Source organism: Leuconostoc citreum (assembly GCF_004354555.1).
Taxonomy (GTDB): Bacteria; Bacillota; Bacilli; order Lactobacillales; family Lactobacillaceae; genus Leuconostoc; species Leuconostoc citreum.
In genome coordinates this window covers 1-17,079 of record NZ_PUFH01000002.1, presented here as the reverse complement: position 1 = coordinate 17,079, position 17,079 = coordinate 1, and the positions used below count along the sequence as shown (strand labels likewise).

Here is a 17,079-nt window from a genome sequence, read left to right as displayed (position 1 = left end):
CTTATGGTTGGGTTTTTTATTGTATTTTATGCCAGATTAACGTAAAATTTAAGTGTCAGTCTCATCTCAGCAAGAACAATACGTAGATTTGTTGAGATTAGCTTGCCAATGGTATTAATACATGTTATGATTAAACTCGAATTGCAAAGTTTTTGCAGGTAAAAATCGCGAATGGAGGTGAACACACATGAAGCGTACATACCAACCAAAGAAACGCCATCGTGAACGCGTACACGGATTCCGTAAGCGTATGAGCACGAGCAACGGTCGTAAAGTTTTGGCTCGCCGTCGTGCAAAGGGCCGCAAGGTTCTATCAGCCTAACAAGGTCGCTGCTAAGCAGTGGCTTTTTTATTTCGATACGTCTGATTTTTCTCTAAAAGCACAGCGTGTCACTGAGTTTCATGCGGCTATAACCGCGTACATATCCTGCAAGAGAGTCCAGAACTAATGAGAAAAACTTTTCGAATTAAAAAGCCTGCTGATTTTCAAATCGTTTTCAATAAACATCAGTCAGTAGCCAACAAATATTTTATTGTATACCACATTGATAAGCCCGAGCAAAAGCATTTCCGTTTGGGGCTTTCGGTCAGCAAAAAAGTTGGTAAAGCACATGATCGTGTGTGGGTTAAAAGGCGAATCAGACAAAGTATTTTAGAATTGAAGTCGGATTTACCGCACGATATCGACTTACTAGTCATCGCACGGCCGGCTGTTGCTAAGCAAAGCCAAAAATTTATTAAAGAACAGATTATCCATGTGCTAAAGTTAGCTGATATATTGAAAGTAGAAGATAAATGAAACGTTTTGAGAACATTTTAAAAAGGATTGGCCCATTACCAATTATTCTTGCGATTATTGCGTTGGCCATTATTATTGTTGCTAGTTTAACATTTAAAGGGCATGTTGCTTCTAATAGCTTTTGGAGCGCCATTGTGGCTGCTTTTACGTCGTCAATATTAGGCACCTCAGCATGGTTTGGCAATAATTATGGATTAGGCATTATTGTTTTCACAATTCTGATTCGTTTCTTGATTTTGCCATTAATGGTTTATCAGATTCAATCAATGATGAAGATGCAAGTTGTGCAACCAGCATTAAAAGCCTTGCAAGCCAAGTATCCTGGAAAAGATACTGAAAGTCGTCAATTAATGATGGCTGAACAACAGGCACTCTATAAAAAAGAGGGTGTTAATCCGTTTGCTTCAATGTTGCCATTAATTGTCCAAATGCCAGTATTGTTTGCTTTGTATCAATCAATTTATAATTCACCAGTTTTAAAATCTGGTAAGTTTTTATGGTTACAATTAGGTAGTCATGACCCTTATTATGTGTTGCCAGTGCTGGCTGCAGTCTTTACTTTTGCTTCATCTTGGCTGTCAATGCAATCAACACCGGAACAAAATGGTATGACAAAAGCGATGCCATATATTTTTCCAGTTGTTATCTTCTTCTCAGCGATGGCTGTACCAAGTGCTTTGTCACTTTACTGGGTTGTCGGAAACTTATTCCAAACAATTCAAACGTTCTTCTTACAGAATCCATTTAAGATTCGTCGTGAACGTGAATTAGCGGCGCAAAAAGAACGCGATATGAAACGTAAAATTAAAAAAGCAAAGCGTAGTGCTAAGCGTTAATTATAAGAATTAATAAAAAGCCATGTTACGAAATCAGTAACATGGCTTTTTATTATTCTAAAGACGACACCGTGTAAACGTGGTATGCTAACCTAATAATCATAAATTTGGAGTGTGTAGAATGATAAAAGAGAGATTGCATCATGGCCAGCTACTGCTATTGACCGCTAGTTTGTTATTTTTGTTTAATATGCTAACAGCAAAGATTGTTGACACACTACAGTCATTTCAACCACCAGCTTATGACATTGCGACAGGTAGTTTGCAAAAATTAGGCCATTTTATGGCACAAAATTGGCGTACATATACCATCACGCTGGTCGGTTATCTAGTTATTTGGGGTTTATTAGTGACGTTAGCTGTGACAATCATGTTGCTCTCTTGGCATCAGTTAAATCGGCGGTATTATATTAAGGCATTGAAATCTGGCCAAATACATTTGAGTGTGCTACTGATGTTGCTATTGAGCGTGCCGTTAACACAAATTGGCTTTAAATTCCCAGTGGCTTATTATTTGACAATGCCAAAAACATTTATTGATGTGATTCAAAATCCAATAATTTGGTGTCTATCGGTTGTTAGTTATTTGATTTTATTATGGCTAGCTTTTCGCTTATATTTAGTCGCTTATTTTGCCATCACGACAGCACAAGGGATGAAGAAAAATATCAAGCAAAGTTGGCAGGAAACACGCCAGCAAAATAGGTCTGTATTGTATTTTGGCATAAAATTGCTGGGGTGCATTGCACTCGTCATAATTGTGCTATTTTTGATACAAAAAGGTTTGGATCAATTCCTAGTGGGCGAACAAAAACGTTGGATAGCCAACGCTCTCATTGCTATTGGCATTGGTTATTTTTACATTGTGACAAGTCAATGTTACTTATTCTACACAGCATTGGTTAAACCCGAAACACAATCGAAATCAACTAAAAGTTTATTAATGGGTGTGAGTTATTTGGGTATATTAATGATAATTGGTATTTTTAGTAGTTTTTTGTCTGGAAAATTTGTTAGGGAACCAAATAAAAATACAGTTGTCATAGCTCATAAAGGAATAGCTTCAGAAAAACAAGCACCAAATACGCTTGCGACACTGACACAAGTGGCACAAACAAAGCCTGATTTTGTTGAAATTGATATTCAGCCAACGCGTGATGGGGTCTATGTATTAAGTCACGATGGTGATATTAAGGCTACTGATGGCAAAAGCTACAAGATAGATGAGACTTCGTGGCAGACATTGAAAACAATTCGTTACCGCACAAAAGGTCAAACACTCAGCGTAACCTCATTTAATGATTATATTTCGCGTGCTAATCAATTACATCAAAAACTTTTAGTTGAATTAAAAATCAGTGATACAATCACGACACAGGCGTTATTGGACTTTCAAAATCGCTATGGTGAGGCTTTGAAAGCAAATCATGCACAATTACAATCGTTGAATCAAAATATAATTAAACGCTTATCAGAACACATGAATCAACCTATGGGCCTGTTATCTCCCGTTGTTAATAGTATTGATGGGGCCAAGTTTAGTCGTTTTTACGCCATCGAGTATTCAAATGCGAACGCAAATTTGGCCCAACGTGTAACACAGTATCACAAGGCACTTTATGTTTGGACTTTGAATCAGAAATCTGATATTGCCACCGCGTATGCGCTCGGAGTGACGGGGTATATTACAGATTATCCTAAACAGACGCGGGCGCTACTAACACAATTTAACAAACAGGCGAGATACGCTGACGTTATTTGGCAGATGGTGATGTTACAAAAAACAAATATTTAATAAATAATTTAGTCTCAAGAACGCTTCAATAGTTCAAAACTGCTATAATAAACTTTAATGTATTGAACAATTTGACCATTTAGTAGGTAGATAATTATGGGAAACAATCAAGACAAGGTTATTTCTGGTATCAACAACTTGATATTGCGTGATATGGTGCCTGATGATGTCGTTGCTTTATCACAAATTTATCTCACAACCCGTCGACAATATTTTTCATGGCTTCGACAACCAAAATTAGAAGATTTCCAGCGGGCCAGTAAGGGAGAAACTGTTCGGGTTGCTGTGATAAATGATGAAATTGTTGGTTTTGCATCATTATCTGAATGGGATAGTTTTTTGCACTTGCTCTTTGTCAAAGTAGGTTGGCATGGGCAAGGCATTGGGGCAGCGTTATTATCTTGGGCACGACAAAAAGCGCACCATCCGCTGGAACTGAAAGTTGTGCTAGTTAACCAGGCTGCACGCCGATTTTATGAGCGTGAAGGCTTTAAGATTGTCAGTTATTCAAAATTAGCAAAACCAGAAAATGTGACATATAGAGATGATAGAAAAAGTTAAACAATTTAATCAATTTACTTGGTACCATGTATCCAACATGACGCCAGATGATAATTTAACCTTGGTTGAGCAGCACAGACTCACTAATGAGATTATCGGCTATGCCGTCGATCATAATGAAGCTGTGCGAATGGAATATGATGAAGAAGCAGACGAATCATTGATGGTGATAGATGTCATTTCCTATCATGAAGATGTTGTTGAGACGCGACCAATTGGTATATTATTTGCTCATAATAATCTATACACTTTTTCGCATACTGTAACAGATTACGTACAGGCAGTTTTGTTGGCGCCAAAAAATCGGCAAAAGCGTGCAACGGATGAGGAAATCACTGCCATTGATTTTATTATGACTGGTCTCTATTCTTTGATGACACGTTATGTTGAGCAAGTCACCGAAATTAATCGTAAACGTCGTGTTATCCAAGCGCAATTTGGTCATCAAAAACGTACGACAAAACAAATGAATGACTTGTTGCGCTTACAGACGCAAATGATTTATATTCAAAATTCATTGGCTAATAACCATGTGATGCTAGATGCCTTTAAGCAGGATTATCGACTAGAGATGCAAGCCTTTGAACTGGAGCATATTGATGATGTGCGTGTTGAAGTGGGACAGGCTGAGCACATGGCAGACTTGGCCATGGCTGTTATTAATTCAGTGTCAGACGCTTATGGTAATCTAAGTAATCGTGACTTAAACTGGACAATGAAAGTCTTAACTGTTTATTCAATTGTGCTAACTGTGCCAACAATCGTGAGTGGTTTTTACGGTGAAAATGTGAAGTGGTTACCCTTTGCTGATATTCAAGAAGGCTGGTGGGTATCTATTGTAATCACCGTTTTACTGATGGGCTTGGTAAGTCTTTTATTGGCATTAAATGGTTTTTTTCGAAAATAAAAATGGAGTATTATGAAACTATTAGAAGAACGTATTCGTCAAGATGGCCGTATTTTGGGAAAGGACATTTTGAAAGTTGATACCTTTTTGAATCATCAAATCGACCCTGAGTTAATGCAGAAAATAGGGGATGAATTTGCAACGATTTTCCGTCATGTTGCTATTGATAAGATTTTAACAGTTGAATCCTCAGGTATTGCACCAGCGGTAATGACCGGCTTAGCTTTGCATGTGCCCGTGGTATTTGCTAGAAAAAACAAATCGCTAACATTACCAGACGGCGTATGGATTGCCGATGTCTATTCTTTTACAAAGCAAACGACAAATCATATTATGATCGATCAACGTTTTTTAACAGCGGGGGAGCGCGTTTTGATTATTGATGATTTCCTGGCTAACGGACAGGCTGTTGCTGGGTTAGTAGCTATCGTCACACAAGCCCATGCAGAAATCGTTGGGGCTGGTATTGTGATTGAAAAGGCTTTTCAACAAGGTCGTCAATTACTTGACGAGGCTGGCATACGTGTTGAAAGTCTAGCTCGGATTGCTGCTTTTGAAAATGGGCAGATAACTTTTATGGCTTAAAAAACGATGTTTCACGTGAAACATCGTTTTTCATTAGGTTATCCGGAAATATTAAGGGGAAATATGACACGTGATTTTGATTTTGCAAAATTGGTTCAAAAATATCAAAACAAAACGGCAATTGTAGATAACGGGCGGGCATACAATTATGGCGAACTGGCAGATAAAGTGGCAGCTGTTTATAAGGCGCATCAATTCAATGCGCCATATGTGGTTTTAATTGCACAAAGTAACCTCACATTTATTAGTCAGTTTTTAGCCATTCATAAAGCAGGCTGCGTACCTGTGGTAGTTAATCAAAGAGAGGCGCCACAACTAGCTACTTTATTGTCTGCAATAGACTGGCAGTGGCTAGACGATTGCGCTGTCAGTAAAAAAAAGCCTATTACTCGCTCAAACTTGCTATTTTTAGGTATGACCTCGGGCACAACCGGAACCCCTAAATTTTATCAACGTGACTGGTTGTCCTGGCAGCTTGGTTTTAAACAATGTGAAAAAGCATTCGAAATGACTGACTATGCAGGGGTGATGACAACGAGTCCAATGGCTACGTCGCTCGGATTGCATAGTTTACTATTAAGCTTATATCTTGGTAAAACATTTTATTGCTATACACGTCAGCAACAGCAGCAATTGACGTCAGCAACGTTAGTCTACACTGTACCAACCTTCATGACAGCAAAATATCGTGGTTGGGCGGATGATGCACAGGTTAAAGGGGTTGTTTCTTGCGGTGGCGAATTAACACCGTCATTAGTCAGAGATTGGCATCGCTTATACCCGCAACAGGCACTATACGAATTATATGGGGCATCGGAGACCAGTTTAATTGCTTTTCAAAACTTGATGCACGGAAAAAAGGTCAACCAAGTTGGCCGACTGTTTGCGGATGTTGAACTAACATTTACAAACCAACATATCACAGTTGCTAGTCCCTATCTATTTAGTGGCTATTTAGGATCAACACAAAAAATAACCTTTGTTGAGACAGATGATGTAGGCGATTATCAAGATGAGCAGCTATTTGTTTACGGTCGCGCAAGTGATGTCATTAATCATGGTGGCAATAAAATTTATCCTAGTCAACTTGAAACCATTTTGCAAACAATCACAACGGCAGCGGTTGTCTTTGGCGTGCCAGACAGCACTTATGGTGAGAAAATTGTTGCTATGGTGGTCACAAATAAGCCCTTAGATAAGCTACAAATGGTGATGGCAGAGCAGACCCCAGCTTATAAACGCCCAAGCCAATACATTTTTGTATCTGAGATCCCAAAAACAAAGCAACAAAAAATTTCACGAACGCAATTAGCCTTGCGATACGTGGCAGGAGAATGGACATGAATAACTTGACAACACCGGTAGGCATATTAAGTGCAAAACGTCTCCCAATTGGTAAAATTAATGGTTTATACACAGAACAGTCGCCTGAGACACTTGTTGCTAATTTGTTACAACAGCAGGTAGCCATGCTATCAACACATCGTTTAAAGCAGGTTGATCAAGTCATTTTAGGCAATGTCACGAATCAAGGGGGAAATATTGCACGTCGTGCAGCTTTAGCCGCTGGGATAGGTTCGAGCACACCAGCTTATACTATAGATGCGCAATGTGCTTCTGGTTTGGTGGCTATTGCTTCCGGCGCCCAAGCCATCTTGAATCAGGATGCCAAATTAGTCGTTGCGGGTGGCGTCGAAAGTACTTCCCGTAGTTATGTGACAATTGATCGAGAAACAAATGAGCCACTTAAACGCTTTCCAATGGTACCAGAAGGGCAACTGGACTTAGACATGGGTATTGTGGCGGAAAATATGAGCTCTCGTTATAACATTTCACGCGAGCAACAGGATAATTACGCGTGCAACAGCCATCAAAAAGCAAAAAAAGCTTTTGAAAATAAGCAAATCAATGCTGAAATTGTTCCTTTTAGTCAGGCGTCAGTCAATATCACACAAGACCAGTGTCCGAGATTTGATACCTCGCTTAGTAAATTACACCAATTGAAGCCGGCGTTTCGTTCTGGTGGTACGGTGACTGCGGGCAATAGTTGTCCGATTAATGATGGTGCGGCAACGGTGCTGATGACGGGAAGTCAAACAGGGGAAGCAATGGCGGGGTATTATTTAGGGCATACGACCGTAGGCATTGCGCCTGAAAAATTCATTCTGGGTCCAATTGCTGCCACACAAAAGTTATTAGACAAATATGCACTAAATATGTCTGATATTGCAGTTGTGGAACTTAATGAGGCTTTTGCCGTGCAAAGTATTTTATGCCAAGCAGCGTTAAAAATTACCGATGAACAATTAAATCCATTAGGTGGCGCGTTAGCTTATGGTCATCCCTATGGTGCTACGGGTGGCATTATGATTGCGCGATTATTGAATAGTTTAAATCGCATCACACAACCGGCGTTGGGTATTGCCACGCTATGTGTTGCTGGTGGTATGGGGATGAGCATGCTGATAGGAAATCAACACTGGCAAGTTTAAAACTTTTGTAGGAGACGGTAAATCTCTTCATATAGTTCATCGGCAGTCAGGGTTAACTGTTGTGATACGTAATCCGTGACGAGCCCCATGATACCAGAAACAATAAAATCAATTTCAACAAGACTTGGTATATTATTAGGGCGGTCTTTTTCGAGTAGCAATACTTTTTGAATAAAGGCCCTTTTAACTTGCCTGAATGCTTGGGCACCTGCTTGCGGGTGGTTAAGCAAGACAGCAACAGTTGATTTGTGTTGCTCAATATAAGTGACTAATAGATAACTTAGCGTTTTAAAATCATCGTGGTAAGTAGATTCTGAAGGATAAGTGGCTTTAAAGATTTGCGTCATATCAGTCATTAAATCAGATAAAACTTGGTCGTGTAAATCATAGACATCCTTATAATGTCGATAGAATGTGCCACGATTAATGTTAGCTAAGTCAGCAATGCGTGAAACAGTTATCTTTTCAATGGGCATTTCGGCCAGCAAGGTAACGAAAACGGCTTTAATTTGTGCTTGTGTTTTATTTTGTCTACGATCCATGACTAAAGGGCCTCAATTTCATTAGATATGTTGTTTAATCAACAAAAAGTAAAGATGTGTTCATTGTAACACGTCAAATATAACGTTAAACTTGTGATAATCTAATAAATTCAATTATAAAGGGGTGACACATGAACTTTCGATTAGCTGTACAACCTGAAGTAAAATACTTGTCCCAATTAGTAGCAGATGCGTTTAAAGATTATGACCTGTATCAACAAACAATTGGTCAGACATTTAAACAAGCGGCAGATTTTCATCAGTTTTTAAAACGATTACACGATGTGCATTTAGCGGCAAGTATTGCAAAAAATAAAGTTTTTGTTTTAGAGGACGGGCAACAAATTTTGTCGGTTGTAGTGCTAGATAACGAGCGCATGCCGTCGGCCAATATGTGGCAATATATTCAAGCAGGTGGCTGGCAATTAGTGCCATACTTTATAGGCAATCAACTTGGTAAATTTTTAACGATGTTAGATAAAGCAGAAAAATTGCCACAACAAAAGCCACAAACAAATTGGCATGTGAATTTGTTGGCCGTAAATCCAGTACATCAAGGCCAAAAAATTGGCTCACGTACTTTGGAAGCATTTGTCATACCATATGCTAAAGCACATGGTGCTAAAACGTTATCATTAATTACCAATACACCACGAAATGTTAGTTTCTATCAAAAAAATCAATTTCAAGTTGTAGATGAGCGCATGCTGTATTTTAATGGCAGTCAAGTTAGCAATTGGTCATTGGTGCGAACCCTCACTTAAAAGGTTACAGGATATCGGTAAAAGTCATCCGTCGTATTTGGTATAATAGTAAGCAATAATGGTAGCTTATTTAAGCAGGTACCCTATTCGTGAGAGGTGAACGATGACATTGCATATTATTCCTGATTGGCACGCTTATCAGAGGCGTTTGCCAGAATTCAACGACACAGTTCATCAAGTGCAGCTTTTTCTGTCACAAGGACAAGCAGTCGCATTAGTTGTAGTTGACTATTTACCAAATCTACGACAGATTCTTTTTCATGGCCAAATTGAATCTGCCCAAATATGGTCTGCCTATGATGTGTTGCAACGCGTTCAATTGAAGTATGATAGTCCGATAGCCTTGATGGATATTGATTGGCCAGATGCCGCTGAATTTATTGAGATGTCTGATCGTGTCGTTGTTCGTGTCGCAAAAAAGCACTATGCAACGGTGTGGCTTGATCAAGTCACGCATGCCCGTTACGATCGCATTGATTTGTTTGAGGCGGGTGAACGCGTGCAAGAATTAATCCTCGATGATCGTGGTTTTATTTCATGTGCAACAACGCTTGATAATCATGGCCGGGCAACGAGGCGAGATTACCTAACGCCCAGCGGCGCGGTTGCCGTCCAAGAAGATTGTCTGACAGGAGCAGTCACAACCCAACAATCTTGGACACCCCAAACGACTTTTAAAAATATGGCTGAACTAATTGCTGAAGTAGTAGCTTATCACGTTCATGATTTGCCTGATGAAGATACTTTGATCATAGCACAAAGTCAAACAGCTATCTTTTTAGTGAATAAAGTTGCCCCTAAACAGGCGATTATTTTAAGTTACCAAACCCAACGTACAGTACCGCAGTTAGAACAAGAACTATTGCTCCAGATTTCTGGTACAGTTGATTTTGCGGTCGTTGATACCCAGCAACAGTTGGAGACTATCAATTCACAATTTGATGATCAGACAGCAGTCGCAGTTATTCCGCCTTATGCAACGACGGCCTTACCTGTCCAAACACCAGCGCCAATTACCACAGTATACTGGTATGCACCTGAAATAGATAATGAAGTGTTTGATGCTATGCGTGCCTTAATGTTAGCCTATCCAAAATGGTTACTCTTAATTGAGACAACACAGGATCATCGCGCGTTTGATGACCTGATTCTCTTGGATAGCCAACAAGCTGTTAATGTGCACGGTCTAGTTGATGAACACAGCCAAAAAGCCCATCAAGCACGATATCAGTTTTTATCACAACAAGATGAAGCTAGTCGGTTACGTTATCTCAGCAATGCACGCCTTTTAATGGACTTAACACCAGCGCCAGAACAGTTTCTACAAACAGCGGCTATTAGTCATGATGTGCCACAAATTAATCGTATCGAAACACCGTACGTGAAGCCAAATCAGAATGGACAAATCATTCAAAATTCAGATCAGTTGCAAGAAATACTAGTATCTTATTTAACAGGGCGGTACAATCAGCAGGCTGTTAGAGAAACCTCTCAGGCGATAGGGGCTAATTATCAAGACGACATGTTGTGGATTAAGTGGCAGCAAGTTTTTAATCAGATTAAGCAACGAAAGGCATCAGGTAAATGAGCCATGGCAGATATTTCAGTGCTACAAATTGGTGCAACCGATTGGACGCCAAAGATTAATCACAATCATATAGACTGGCATTATACGGCAGTGTTAGATTTACCAACCTTTTTGGCACAACAACGTGACCCGTATGTGCTAGAGCAAACTTATGTCTTACTTACCGATAATATATTAGATAGTACGTTATTATCTAGCCAGATTAGCGAATGGCCGGCATATAGAACACTTTATTTTGCCGAAGACATCACAGATGATTTTCAACATATCTTAGATGAACGACGCGCTTTTCATTTGCCAGAAAAAGCGCCGGAAGCCATCATTTCGCGTATTCTAACTGACTTACAGCTTAGGCAAGTTGGTTTTCAAACGCGCTTTAGTGAAACACAATTTATCCCACTGCCGCCTAACAATACGCATTTTAAGCGAGAGGGCCGTTTTTCAGCACAATTTAATGGTAATTTTGGCACAAAATGGCAACAAATTGGCCAATTAAAAACGTATGCAACTGACTTTGCAATAGCAAAAGCTCATGACGTTTGGCTCGATTATGAACAAAGCGGAACTGTAGAAGTCCAACTTGAATTTGTTTTCTTTAATCAAGGCAAGATACAAACGACACAAACAATTTCAGGGGATGCGTTACGCCGTTTGAACACAATTGGGGATGTATCAGATTATCAAGATTATCAAGTGTTAGTTTATGCACGTGGTAAGGGCGGACTGGACTTACATGTATTGCATCAACGTCAGAGTAGGCATGGCTTTGGGTTGCTGTTACCTGGTGATCATTGGGAACTGACAGAAGAGAACGAAGAAATTATGAGTTACTTCAATCCTGGTGATCGCAAAGGCCCCCTGATTGTTAATTTCTCAGGCTTGCGTTTGCATGTGGATGGCTTTGAGATGTTAGGACCAATGCGAGAACTAGGCACACCGTTTTTGTTATTTACTGATACAAGAACTCAAGGTGGTGCGTTTGAAATTGGTACAAAACATTATGAAGAGAGAGTCGTTGAAATTATCCATCAAGCTATGGCGGCGTTGCACCTATCTGCTCAAGAGGTTATTTTGACAGGTTATTCCATGGGGAGTTTGCCAGCAATATACTATGCTGCTGACATTAAACCTGGTGCAATCGTTATTGCTAAACCGATTATCAACATTGGCACCATGACCGCCAATCCAGAGTTTCCTAGGGAATTTAATCAAGATTGGACGTTAGATTTGCGTCGCTATTTAGCTGGGCGGATGGCCCTAGATGATACTGAAGCGCTAAATCAAATTCTTTGGGAACACATACAAAATGTCGACTGGTCAAAAATTCCAGTGTCATTATTTACGATGTCACAAGATGAATATGATGGACAAAGCTTACAGCAGTTATTAACCTTTTGGGCTACACGTGATGTGGCACTAACACATGTTATTGCCGAAGGACCGCATACAGCAAAAATACCTGAGATGGTTGCATTTATAACGGCAGAACTCACTAAGCTACGTGATGATTTACGGCAGGAGGCAAACTAACAGATGCAATATCAAGTTTATTGGACGCCGCAAACACAATTGCTGGAATTACAAGGCGCTACGGTTGATTTTCGTGCACGTGATGATGTTTATTATGAAAATTACTTTTTGCCTAGTGGTCGCACAATTGTTTCTTGGCAATCACAACATAGCAGTCAAAATCAACGGCTTGCAGATTTACCACAGTTATTGCGTGGTGAGACCTACGCATTTATTAAGCACATCGATAATAGTGAGCGTATGTTTGCTTATTTGACGGTGACATTTTATGATGATCAGTATCAAACCTTGATGACAACAAGTCAAAATAAAGATGAAGTGGTGATCAAAGTCCCAGATAACTATGCTTTCTACACCATTGACTTGGTGTCGGCTGGTCTTGGTAGTTTTATTTTCCACAATATTGCCATTCGACCACAAAAAAAGGGCATTTTACGTGATGATGACCAAAGGATAGCGCCAAATCTTTATAGTTATATTGAAATACCAGCAAAAATCACGTCAAAAACATTGCGTGTCATTTTCTCCGAGCCGGAAGATCAGGTCACTGATTATATGTCTGATTGGGTGAAAGAAACACAGCAAGCGGTACAATATATTGCTAGTAGTGCTATCAATGCACGTTATTATCGACAAGATGAGCAAGCAGTGATAATGGCTATTAAACAAGCACGTAAACAAGTACATGCACGACGCGTCGAATTTATTGGTTATGGGCCGATATCTAGTTACGCCGCATTGTATTATCAAAGTCAATTTAAGGGGAGTTTGGCAACAATCAGTGAGGATGTTAATTTAGTACCAGCACCAGATTTGCGACTTGAACGTGCAGTCACTGGTGTGAATTATTTAAGTAACCCAATTGCACCAAACTACACGTTGGCGGTTCAGGTAATCAGACCTAAGTATGAGCGACTGGATATGCTAACGTACGAGACACCGACACCGGAAGAAGTACGATTGCAAGCCGCTTATGATGCAGCTCATCCCAAGAAAAATGCGGTTGCGCGTTTTTTTACGGCAAATAAAAAATAACACGTAGAATTCGTGTTATTTGTTGTTTTTTTGACACTTAATTGTGACGGTACTAAAGCTTGTTACTATATTGGCTGTTTGCTCTTGTATCGTGACTGACCAAACTTGTATGCTATGACCGATATTGATAGGCTCTGCAGTAGCGATAAGATGGCCGGCAGACACGGCTTTGAGATGGTGTGTTTGAATATCTACGCCAACAGGAATATATTCTGGTGGTAAAGTTGCTTTGGCTCCCAAAGAAGCTGCTGTTTCTGCTAGGAGTGCATTGACACCACCATGTACGATGCCGTATGGTTGCATAAGTTTATCTGAAACAGATACTGAGACAATGGTTTTTTCTGCTGATATTAATGTGGTTTTTAGGCCCAAAAGTTCTATAATATTCATAGGACAAAAATCCCCTTTCTGAAATGGAGTATAACATATTATGACAACATGGCACGCTATCAAAGCGTACAACGAAATTTTATTTGAAGTCAATGCTGATGGCCAGAATCCTGGCAAAATTGCTAAAATCACGATGAACGATGTCGCAACGCACAATGCATTTACCCCTGGTATGGTTGCTGAAATGATTGATGCATTCACTATATCACGAGATGACGCCCATATCGGGGTTATTATTTTAACAGGTGCTGGAGACCAAGCATTCTCATCTGGCGGTAATCAGAAAGTACGTGGGAATGGTGGTTATGTTGGTGCCGATGGCATTCCACGTTTAAATGTTTTGGATCTACAACGCTTAATGCGTGTCATCCCTAAACCAATCATCGCCATGGTTAAAGGCTGGTCGATTGGTGGTGGCAACATCCTGCAATTAGTTGCTGATTTAACAATTGCCGCTGATAATGCTAAATTTGGGCAAACAGGACCAAAAGTTGGTTCATTCGATGCAGGTTATGGTTCGGGTTATTTGGCTCGTGTCGTTGGACATAAGCGTGCAAAAGAAGTCTGGTTCTTGAATCATGTGTACAGTGCTGACGAAGCTTATCAAATGAATTGGATTAACAAAGTTGTCCCATTGGCCGAAGTTGAAACAGCAACAATAGCTTGGGCTGATGAAATGTTAACCAAATCACCGACAGCGTTGCGCTTTATTAAGGCAGCCATGAATGCCGATACAGACGGGCTAGCTGGGTTACAACAATTTGCGGGTGATGCAACGATGCTTTATTACACAACTGACGAAGCAAAAGAGGGGCGCGATTCGTTCAAAGAAAAGCGACAACCTGATTTTGACCAGTTTCCAAAATTTCCTTAAACGCCAGTAGGCGTTTTTTATTTTAAAATGAGTTTAAGATGATAAAATATTGACAAAAAATCTCATTTGTTGCAAAATAGCTCATAAGGAGTGTGTGCTATGAAATTAACAGTGGCGATTGCTCAGATAGATATTGCTTTAGCTCAGCCAGACATTAATCAGTTGACAGTGGCGCAGTACGCACAAAAGGCCGGAGAAGCTGGTGTGGATGTTTTGATTTATCCAGAAATGTGGCGTACCGGTTATGCCTTAGAACAACTTGTTAACTTAGCAGACGAAGAGGGTGTCAAAACGCAAGACTTGTTAAGCCAATTAGCACGTCAATATCATATCAACATTATTGGTGGCTCTGTTGCCACACGTCAGCAAGATGCGTTTTATAACACAATGTTTGTCTACGATAAAAATGGGCATCAGGTATCAACCTATAATAAGTTACATCTTTTTGGTTTAATGGCGGAGGAAAAATTTATTTCAGCCGGACGTACTACTAATGTCTTCACCTTGGCTGGTATCCCATCTGCAGGTGCGATTTGTTATGATATCCGCTTTCCAGAATGGCTGCGAACAATGATGGCAGTTGGCCCACAAGAAATACTGTATATCGTGGCTGAATGGCCTATTCAACGCATTGCGCAATGGCAAATTTTGCTACAGGCACGTGCCATTGAAAACCAAGCATTTGTTATTGCAGCAAACCGTGTCGGGCATGATGATGACAATATTTTTGGCGGTCGTTCATTAATCATCGATCCCTTAGGCCATATTGTTGGGCAAGCATCCGATACGCAAGAAGCATTGTTAATTCGTACCATTGATATTAGTCAAGAACAGGCAATTCGTGGCGAAATACCTGTGTTCAATGATCGCCGACCAACGTTATATCATTAGGAGAACAAGCATGCATTTTTCAGAGTCAAATTTATTAAAACAACTACCAGAACAGTTTTTTGCGTCGCTTGTTGCCAAAGTTAATACTAAGGTTGCAGCGGGTGAAGATGTTATCAATTTAGGGCAAGGCAATCCGGATATGCCAACACCCGATTATATTGTTAAAGCGATGCAAGAGGCAACAGGGCGATCAGCTGACCATAAATACTCACCGTTCCGTGGTGAAATGCGCTTTAAAGAAGCAATTGCAGATTTTTATCGTACTGAATATGGTGTCACACTGGATCCAAATAGCGAAGTAGCTATTTTAGCAGGTAGTAAGATTGGTTTAGTAGAACTACCCTTGGCTTTAATGAACCCAGGCGAAACATTGCTATTACCAAACCCAGGTTATCCTGATTACTTATCAGGTGCTGTGTTAGGTCAGGTCAATGTGACGCGTATACCGCTTAAAGAAGCTAACGATTTTTTGATTGATTATCAAGCCATTCCCAATGGTGTTTCTCAACAGGCAAAATTCTTATATATGAATTACCCCAATAATCCAACTGGGGCAGTCGCTACAGCACAATTTTATAAAGATACAGTTGCTTTTGCTGAGGAACATCAAGTCGGTATTGTGTCCGACTTTGCTTATGGGGCAATTGGTTTTGATGGTAACCAGCCACTGTCATTTTTACAAACAGCAGGCGCCAAAAGTGTTGGTATTGAGACCTATACTTTTTCCAAGACGTTCAATATGGCTGGTTGGCGTGTTGGTTTTGCAGTTGGCAATGCTGATATGATTGCTGCGCTCAACTTGATTCAAGACCATCTGTTTGTTTCTATTTTTCCAGCAATTCAGGATGCGGCGATTGCGGCATTAGCTCAGCGTAAGCAACGGACAGATGCCGTAGGACAATTACAGGCAGTTTATGAATCACGCCGAAACGCATTCATTAATGCTGTACGTAGCTTTAATTGGGAGCCGTATGTACCAAAAGGGGCATTCTATGTTTTGATGCCGGTACCGAAAGGATATACATCGGCACAATTTGCTGAGTTGTTATTGAATCGGGCGAATGTTGCTGTAGCAGATGCTTCTGGATTTGGGGATGCCGGTGAAGGTTATGTCCGTGTTGGGTTAACTATTACCGAAGACAGATTAGTCGAAGCAGCAAATCGCATTAAGGCACTTAATTTATTTTGAGAATAAAAAAGAACATTGTGCGCTTTTTTGATAAATTCACAGGCAGAAAGCGAACGAGGCAAGGGGAAATCAAGAGGATAAGGAAGATAAAACGAAGAGTAAAAACAAAGTAAAGGAAGTAGTTGACGAGGGGGGAAAAGGTTGGTATATTAGTATATGTTCTTAAGAGCGAAAGAGAGCAACGGTGTGAGCGAGTGAAAAAGAACGCGAGCAAGTAGTTGACAAAGCGAGAAGAATAAAGTATAGTAATAAAGTTGTCAAAAAGCGAAAGCGATGCGAGCGAAAGTAAGCGACGAAATAA

At 40.1% G+C, this 17,079-nt stretch carries 18 protein-coding genes; 16 read left to right on the top strand and 2 right to left on the bottom strand.

Translation table 11 applies throughout. The features are described 5' to 3' along the window. The first annotated feature begins 187 nt into the window (after window positions 1-187). The 9 genes from rpmH to C5L21_RS00545 all read left to right on the top strand — a co-directional run bounded on the left by rpmH (window position 188) and on the right by C5L21_RS00545 (window position 7,975). A complete protein-coding gene (rpmH, locus tag C5L21_RS00585; protein ID WP_002816117.1) occupies window positions 188-322 on the top strand; it encodes a 50S ribosomal protein L34 in 135 nt (44 codons plus the stop codon). 126 nt (window positions 323-448) lie between these two features. Beyond that, the gene (gene rnpA / locus C5L21_RS00580; protein ID WP_004902207.1) at window positions 449-799 is read left to right on the top strand and encodes a ribonuclease P protein component; all 351 of its coding nucleotides are present in this window, start codon (window positions 449-451) and stop codon (window positions 797-799) included. Next, window positions 796-1,635 carry a YidC/Oxa1 family membrane protein insertase gene (locus C5L21_RS00575; protein ID WP_004902205.1) on the top strand — a complete coding sequence of 280 codons (840 nt, stop codon included), beginning with the start codon at window positions 796-798 and terminating at the stop codon, window positions 1,633-1,635. The genes rnpA and C5L21_RS00575 overlap by 4 nt, the downstream gene beginning before the upstream one ends. Before the next feature lie 121 nt (window positions 1,636-1,756). Beyond that, the gene (locus C5L21_RS00570) at window positions 1,757-3,430 is read left to right on the top strand and encodes a glycerophosphodiester phosphodiesterase family protein (RefSeq protein ID WP_133285975.1); all 1,674 of its coding nucleotides are present in this window, start codon (window positions 1,757-1,759) and stop codon (window positions 3,428-3,430) included. Window positions 3,431-3,526: 96 nt separating this feature from the next. Further along, window positions 3,527-3,991, top strand: a complete 465-nt coding sequence (locus tag C5L21_RS00565) for a GNAT family N-acetyltransferase (RefSeq protein ID WP_004903658.1) — start codon at window positions 3,527-3,529, stop codon at window positions 3,989-3,991. Then, window positions 3,975-4,898: a magnesium transporter CorA family protein gene (locus tag C5L21_RS00560; RefSeq protein WP_085699484.1), complete on the top strand. Its 924-nt coding sequence runs from the start codon at window positions 3,975-3,977 to the stop codon at window positions 4,896-4,898. The genes C5L21_RS00565 and C5L21_RS00560 overlap by 17 nt, the downstream gene beginning before the upstream one ends. Window positions 4,899-4,910: 12 nt before the next feature. Then, entirely contained in the window at window positions 4,911-5,483 is a 573-nt protein-coding gene (locus C5L21_RS00555) for a xanthine phosphoribosyltransferase (RefSeq protein ID WP_085699486.1), read from the top strand. Window positions 5,484-5,546: 63 nt separating this feature from the next. Beyond that, window positions 5,547-6,827, top strand: a complete 1,281-nt coding sequence (locus C5L21_RS00550; protein ID WP_004903651.1) for a class I adenylate-forming enzyme family protein — start codon at window positions 5,547-5,549, stop codon at window positions 6,825-6,827. Then, window positions 6,824-7,975: a thiolase family protein gene (locus tag C5L21_RS00545; protein WP_085699488.1), complete on the top strand. Its 1,152-nt coding sequence runs from the start codon at window positions 6,824-6,826 to the stop codon at window positions 7,973-7,975. Before C5L21_RS00550 ends, C5L21_RS00545 begins: the two co-directional genes overlap by 4 nt. Here C5L21_RS00545 and C5L21_RS00540 read toward each other — a convergent pair. Beyond that, complete coding sequence (locus tag C5L21_RS00540) at window positions 7,972-8,517, bottom strand: TetR/AcrR family transcriptional regulator (protein WP_004906311.1); 546 nt, start codon at window positions 8,515-8,517, stop codon at window positions 7,972-7,974. The genes C5L21_RS00545 and C5L21_RS00540 overlap by 4 nt on opposite strands. Window positions 8,518-8,648: 131 nt before the next feature. Between C5L21_RS00540 and C5L21_RS00535 the strand changes: the two genes are divergently transcribed. The 4 genes from C5L21_RS00535 (at window position 8,649) to asp3 (ending at window position 13,434) form a co-directional block, all read left to right on the top strand. Further along, complete coding sequence (locus C5L21_RS00535) at window positions 8,649-9,281, top strand: GNAT family N-acetyltransferase (RefSeq protein WP_048801882.1); 633 nt, start codon at window positions 8,649-8,651, stop codon at window positions 9,279-9,281. A gap of 103 nt (window positions 9,282-9,384) precedes the next feature. After that, window positions 9,385-10,869, top strand: a complete 1,485-nt coding sequence (gene asp1, locus C5L21_RS00530; protein ID WP_085699490.1) for an accessory Sec system protein Asp1 — start codon at window positions 9,385-9,387, stop codon at window positions 10,867-10,869. A gap of 3 nt (window positions 10,870-10,872) precedes the next feature. Next, window positions 10,873-12,399: an accessory Sec system protein Asp2 gene (asp2, locus tag C5L21_RS00525; RefSeq protein WP_085699492.1), complete on the top strand. Its 1,527-nt coding sequence runs from the start codon at window positions 10,873-10,875 to the stop codon at window positions 12,397-12,399. 3 nt (window positions 12,400-12,402) lie between these two features. After that, the gene (gene asp3, locus C5L21_RS00520) at window positions 12,403-13,434 is read left to right on the top strand and encodes an accessory Sec system protein Asp3 (RefSeq protein ID WP_085699494.1); all 1,032 of its coding nucleotides are present in this window, start codon (window positions 12,403-12,405) and stop codon (window positions 13,432-13,434) included. Between the two features lie 15 nt (window positions 13,435-13,449). Here the strand turns inward: asp3 and C5L21_RS00515 are convergent, their stop codons facing one another. After that, the gene (locus C5L21_RS00515) at window positions 13,450-13,824 is read right to left on the bottom strand and encodes a PaaI family thioesterase (RefSeq protein WP_085699496.1); all 375 of its coding nucleotides are present in this window, start codon (window positions 13,822-13,824) and stop codon (window positions 13,450-13,452) included. A 40-nt stretch (window positions 13,825-13,864) separates the two neighbouring features. Between C5L21_RS00515 and menB the strand changes: the two genes are divergently transcribed. The 3 genes from menB to C5L21_RS00500 all read left to right on the top strand — a co-directional run bounded on the left by menB (window position 13,865) and on the right by C5L21_RS00500 (window position 16,778). Continuing rightward, on the top strand, window positions 13,865-14,698 hold the full coding sequence (menB, locus tag C5L21_RS00510; RefSeq protein WP_004903637.1) for a 1,4-dihydroxy-2-naphthoyl-CoA synthase: 834 nt from the start codon (window positions 13,865-13,867) through the stop codon (window positions 14,696-14,698). Window positions 14,699-14,797: 99 nt separating this feature from the next. Beyond that, the gene (locus C5L21_RS00505; protein ID WP_004909553.1) at window positions 14,798-15,589 is read left to right on the top strand and encodes a carbon-nitrogen family hydrolase; all 792 of its coding nucleotides are present in this window, start codon (window positions 14,798-14,800) and stop codon (window positions 15,587-15,589) included. Window positions 15,590-15,599: 10 nt separating this feature from the next. Then, entirely contained in the window at window positions 15,600-16,778 is a 1,179-nt protein-coding gene (locus C5L21_RS00500; protein WP_085699498.1) for a pyridoxal phosphate-dependent aminotransferase, read from the top strand. The last annotated feature ends 301 nt before the right edge of the window (window positions 16,779-17,079 follow it).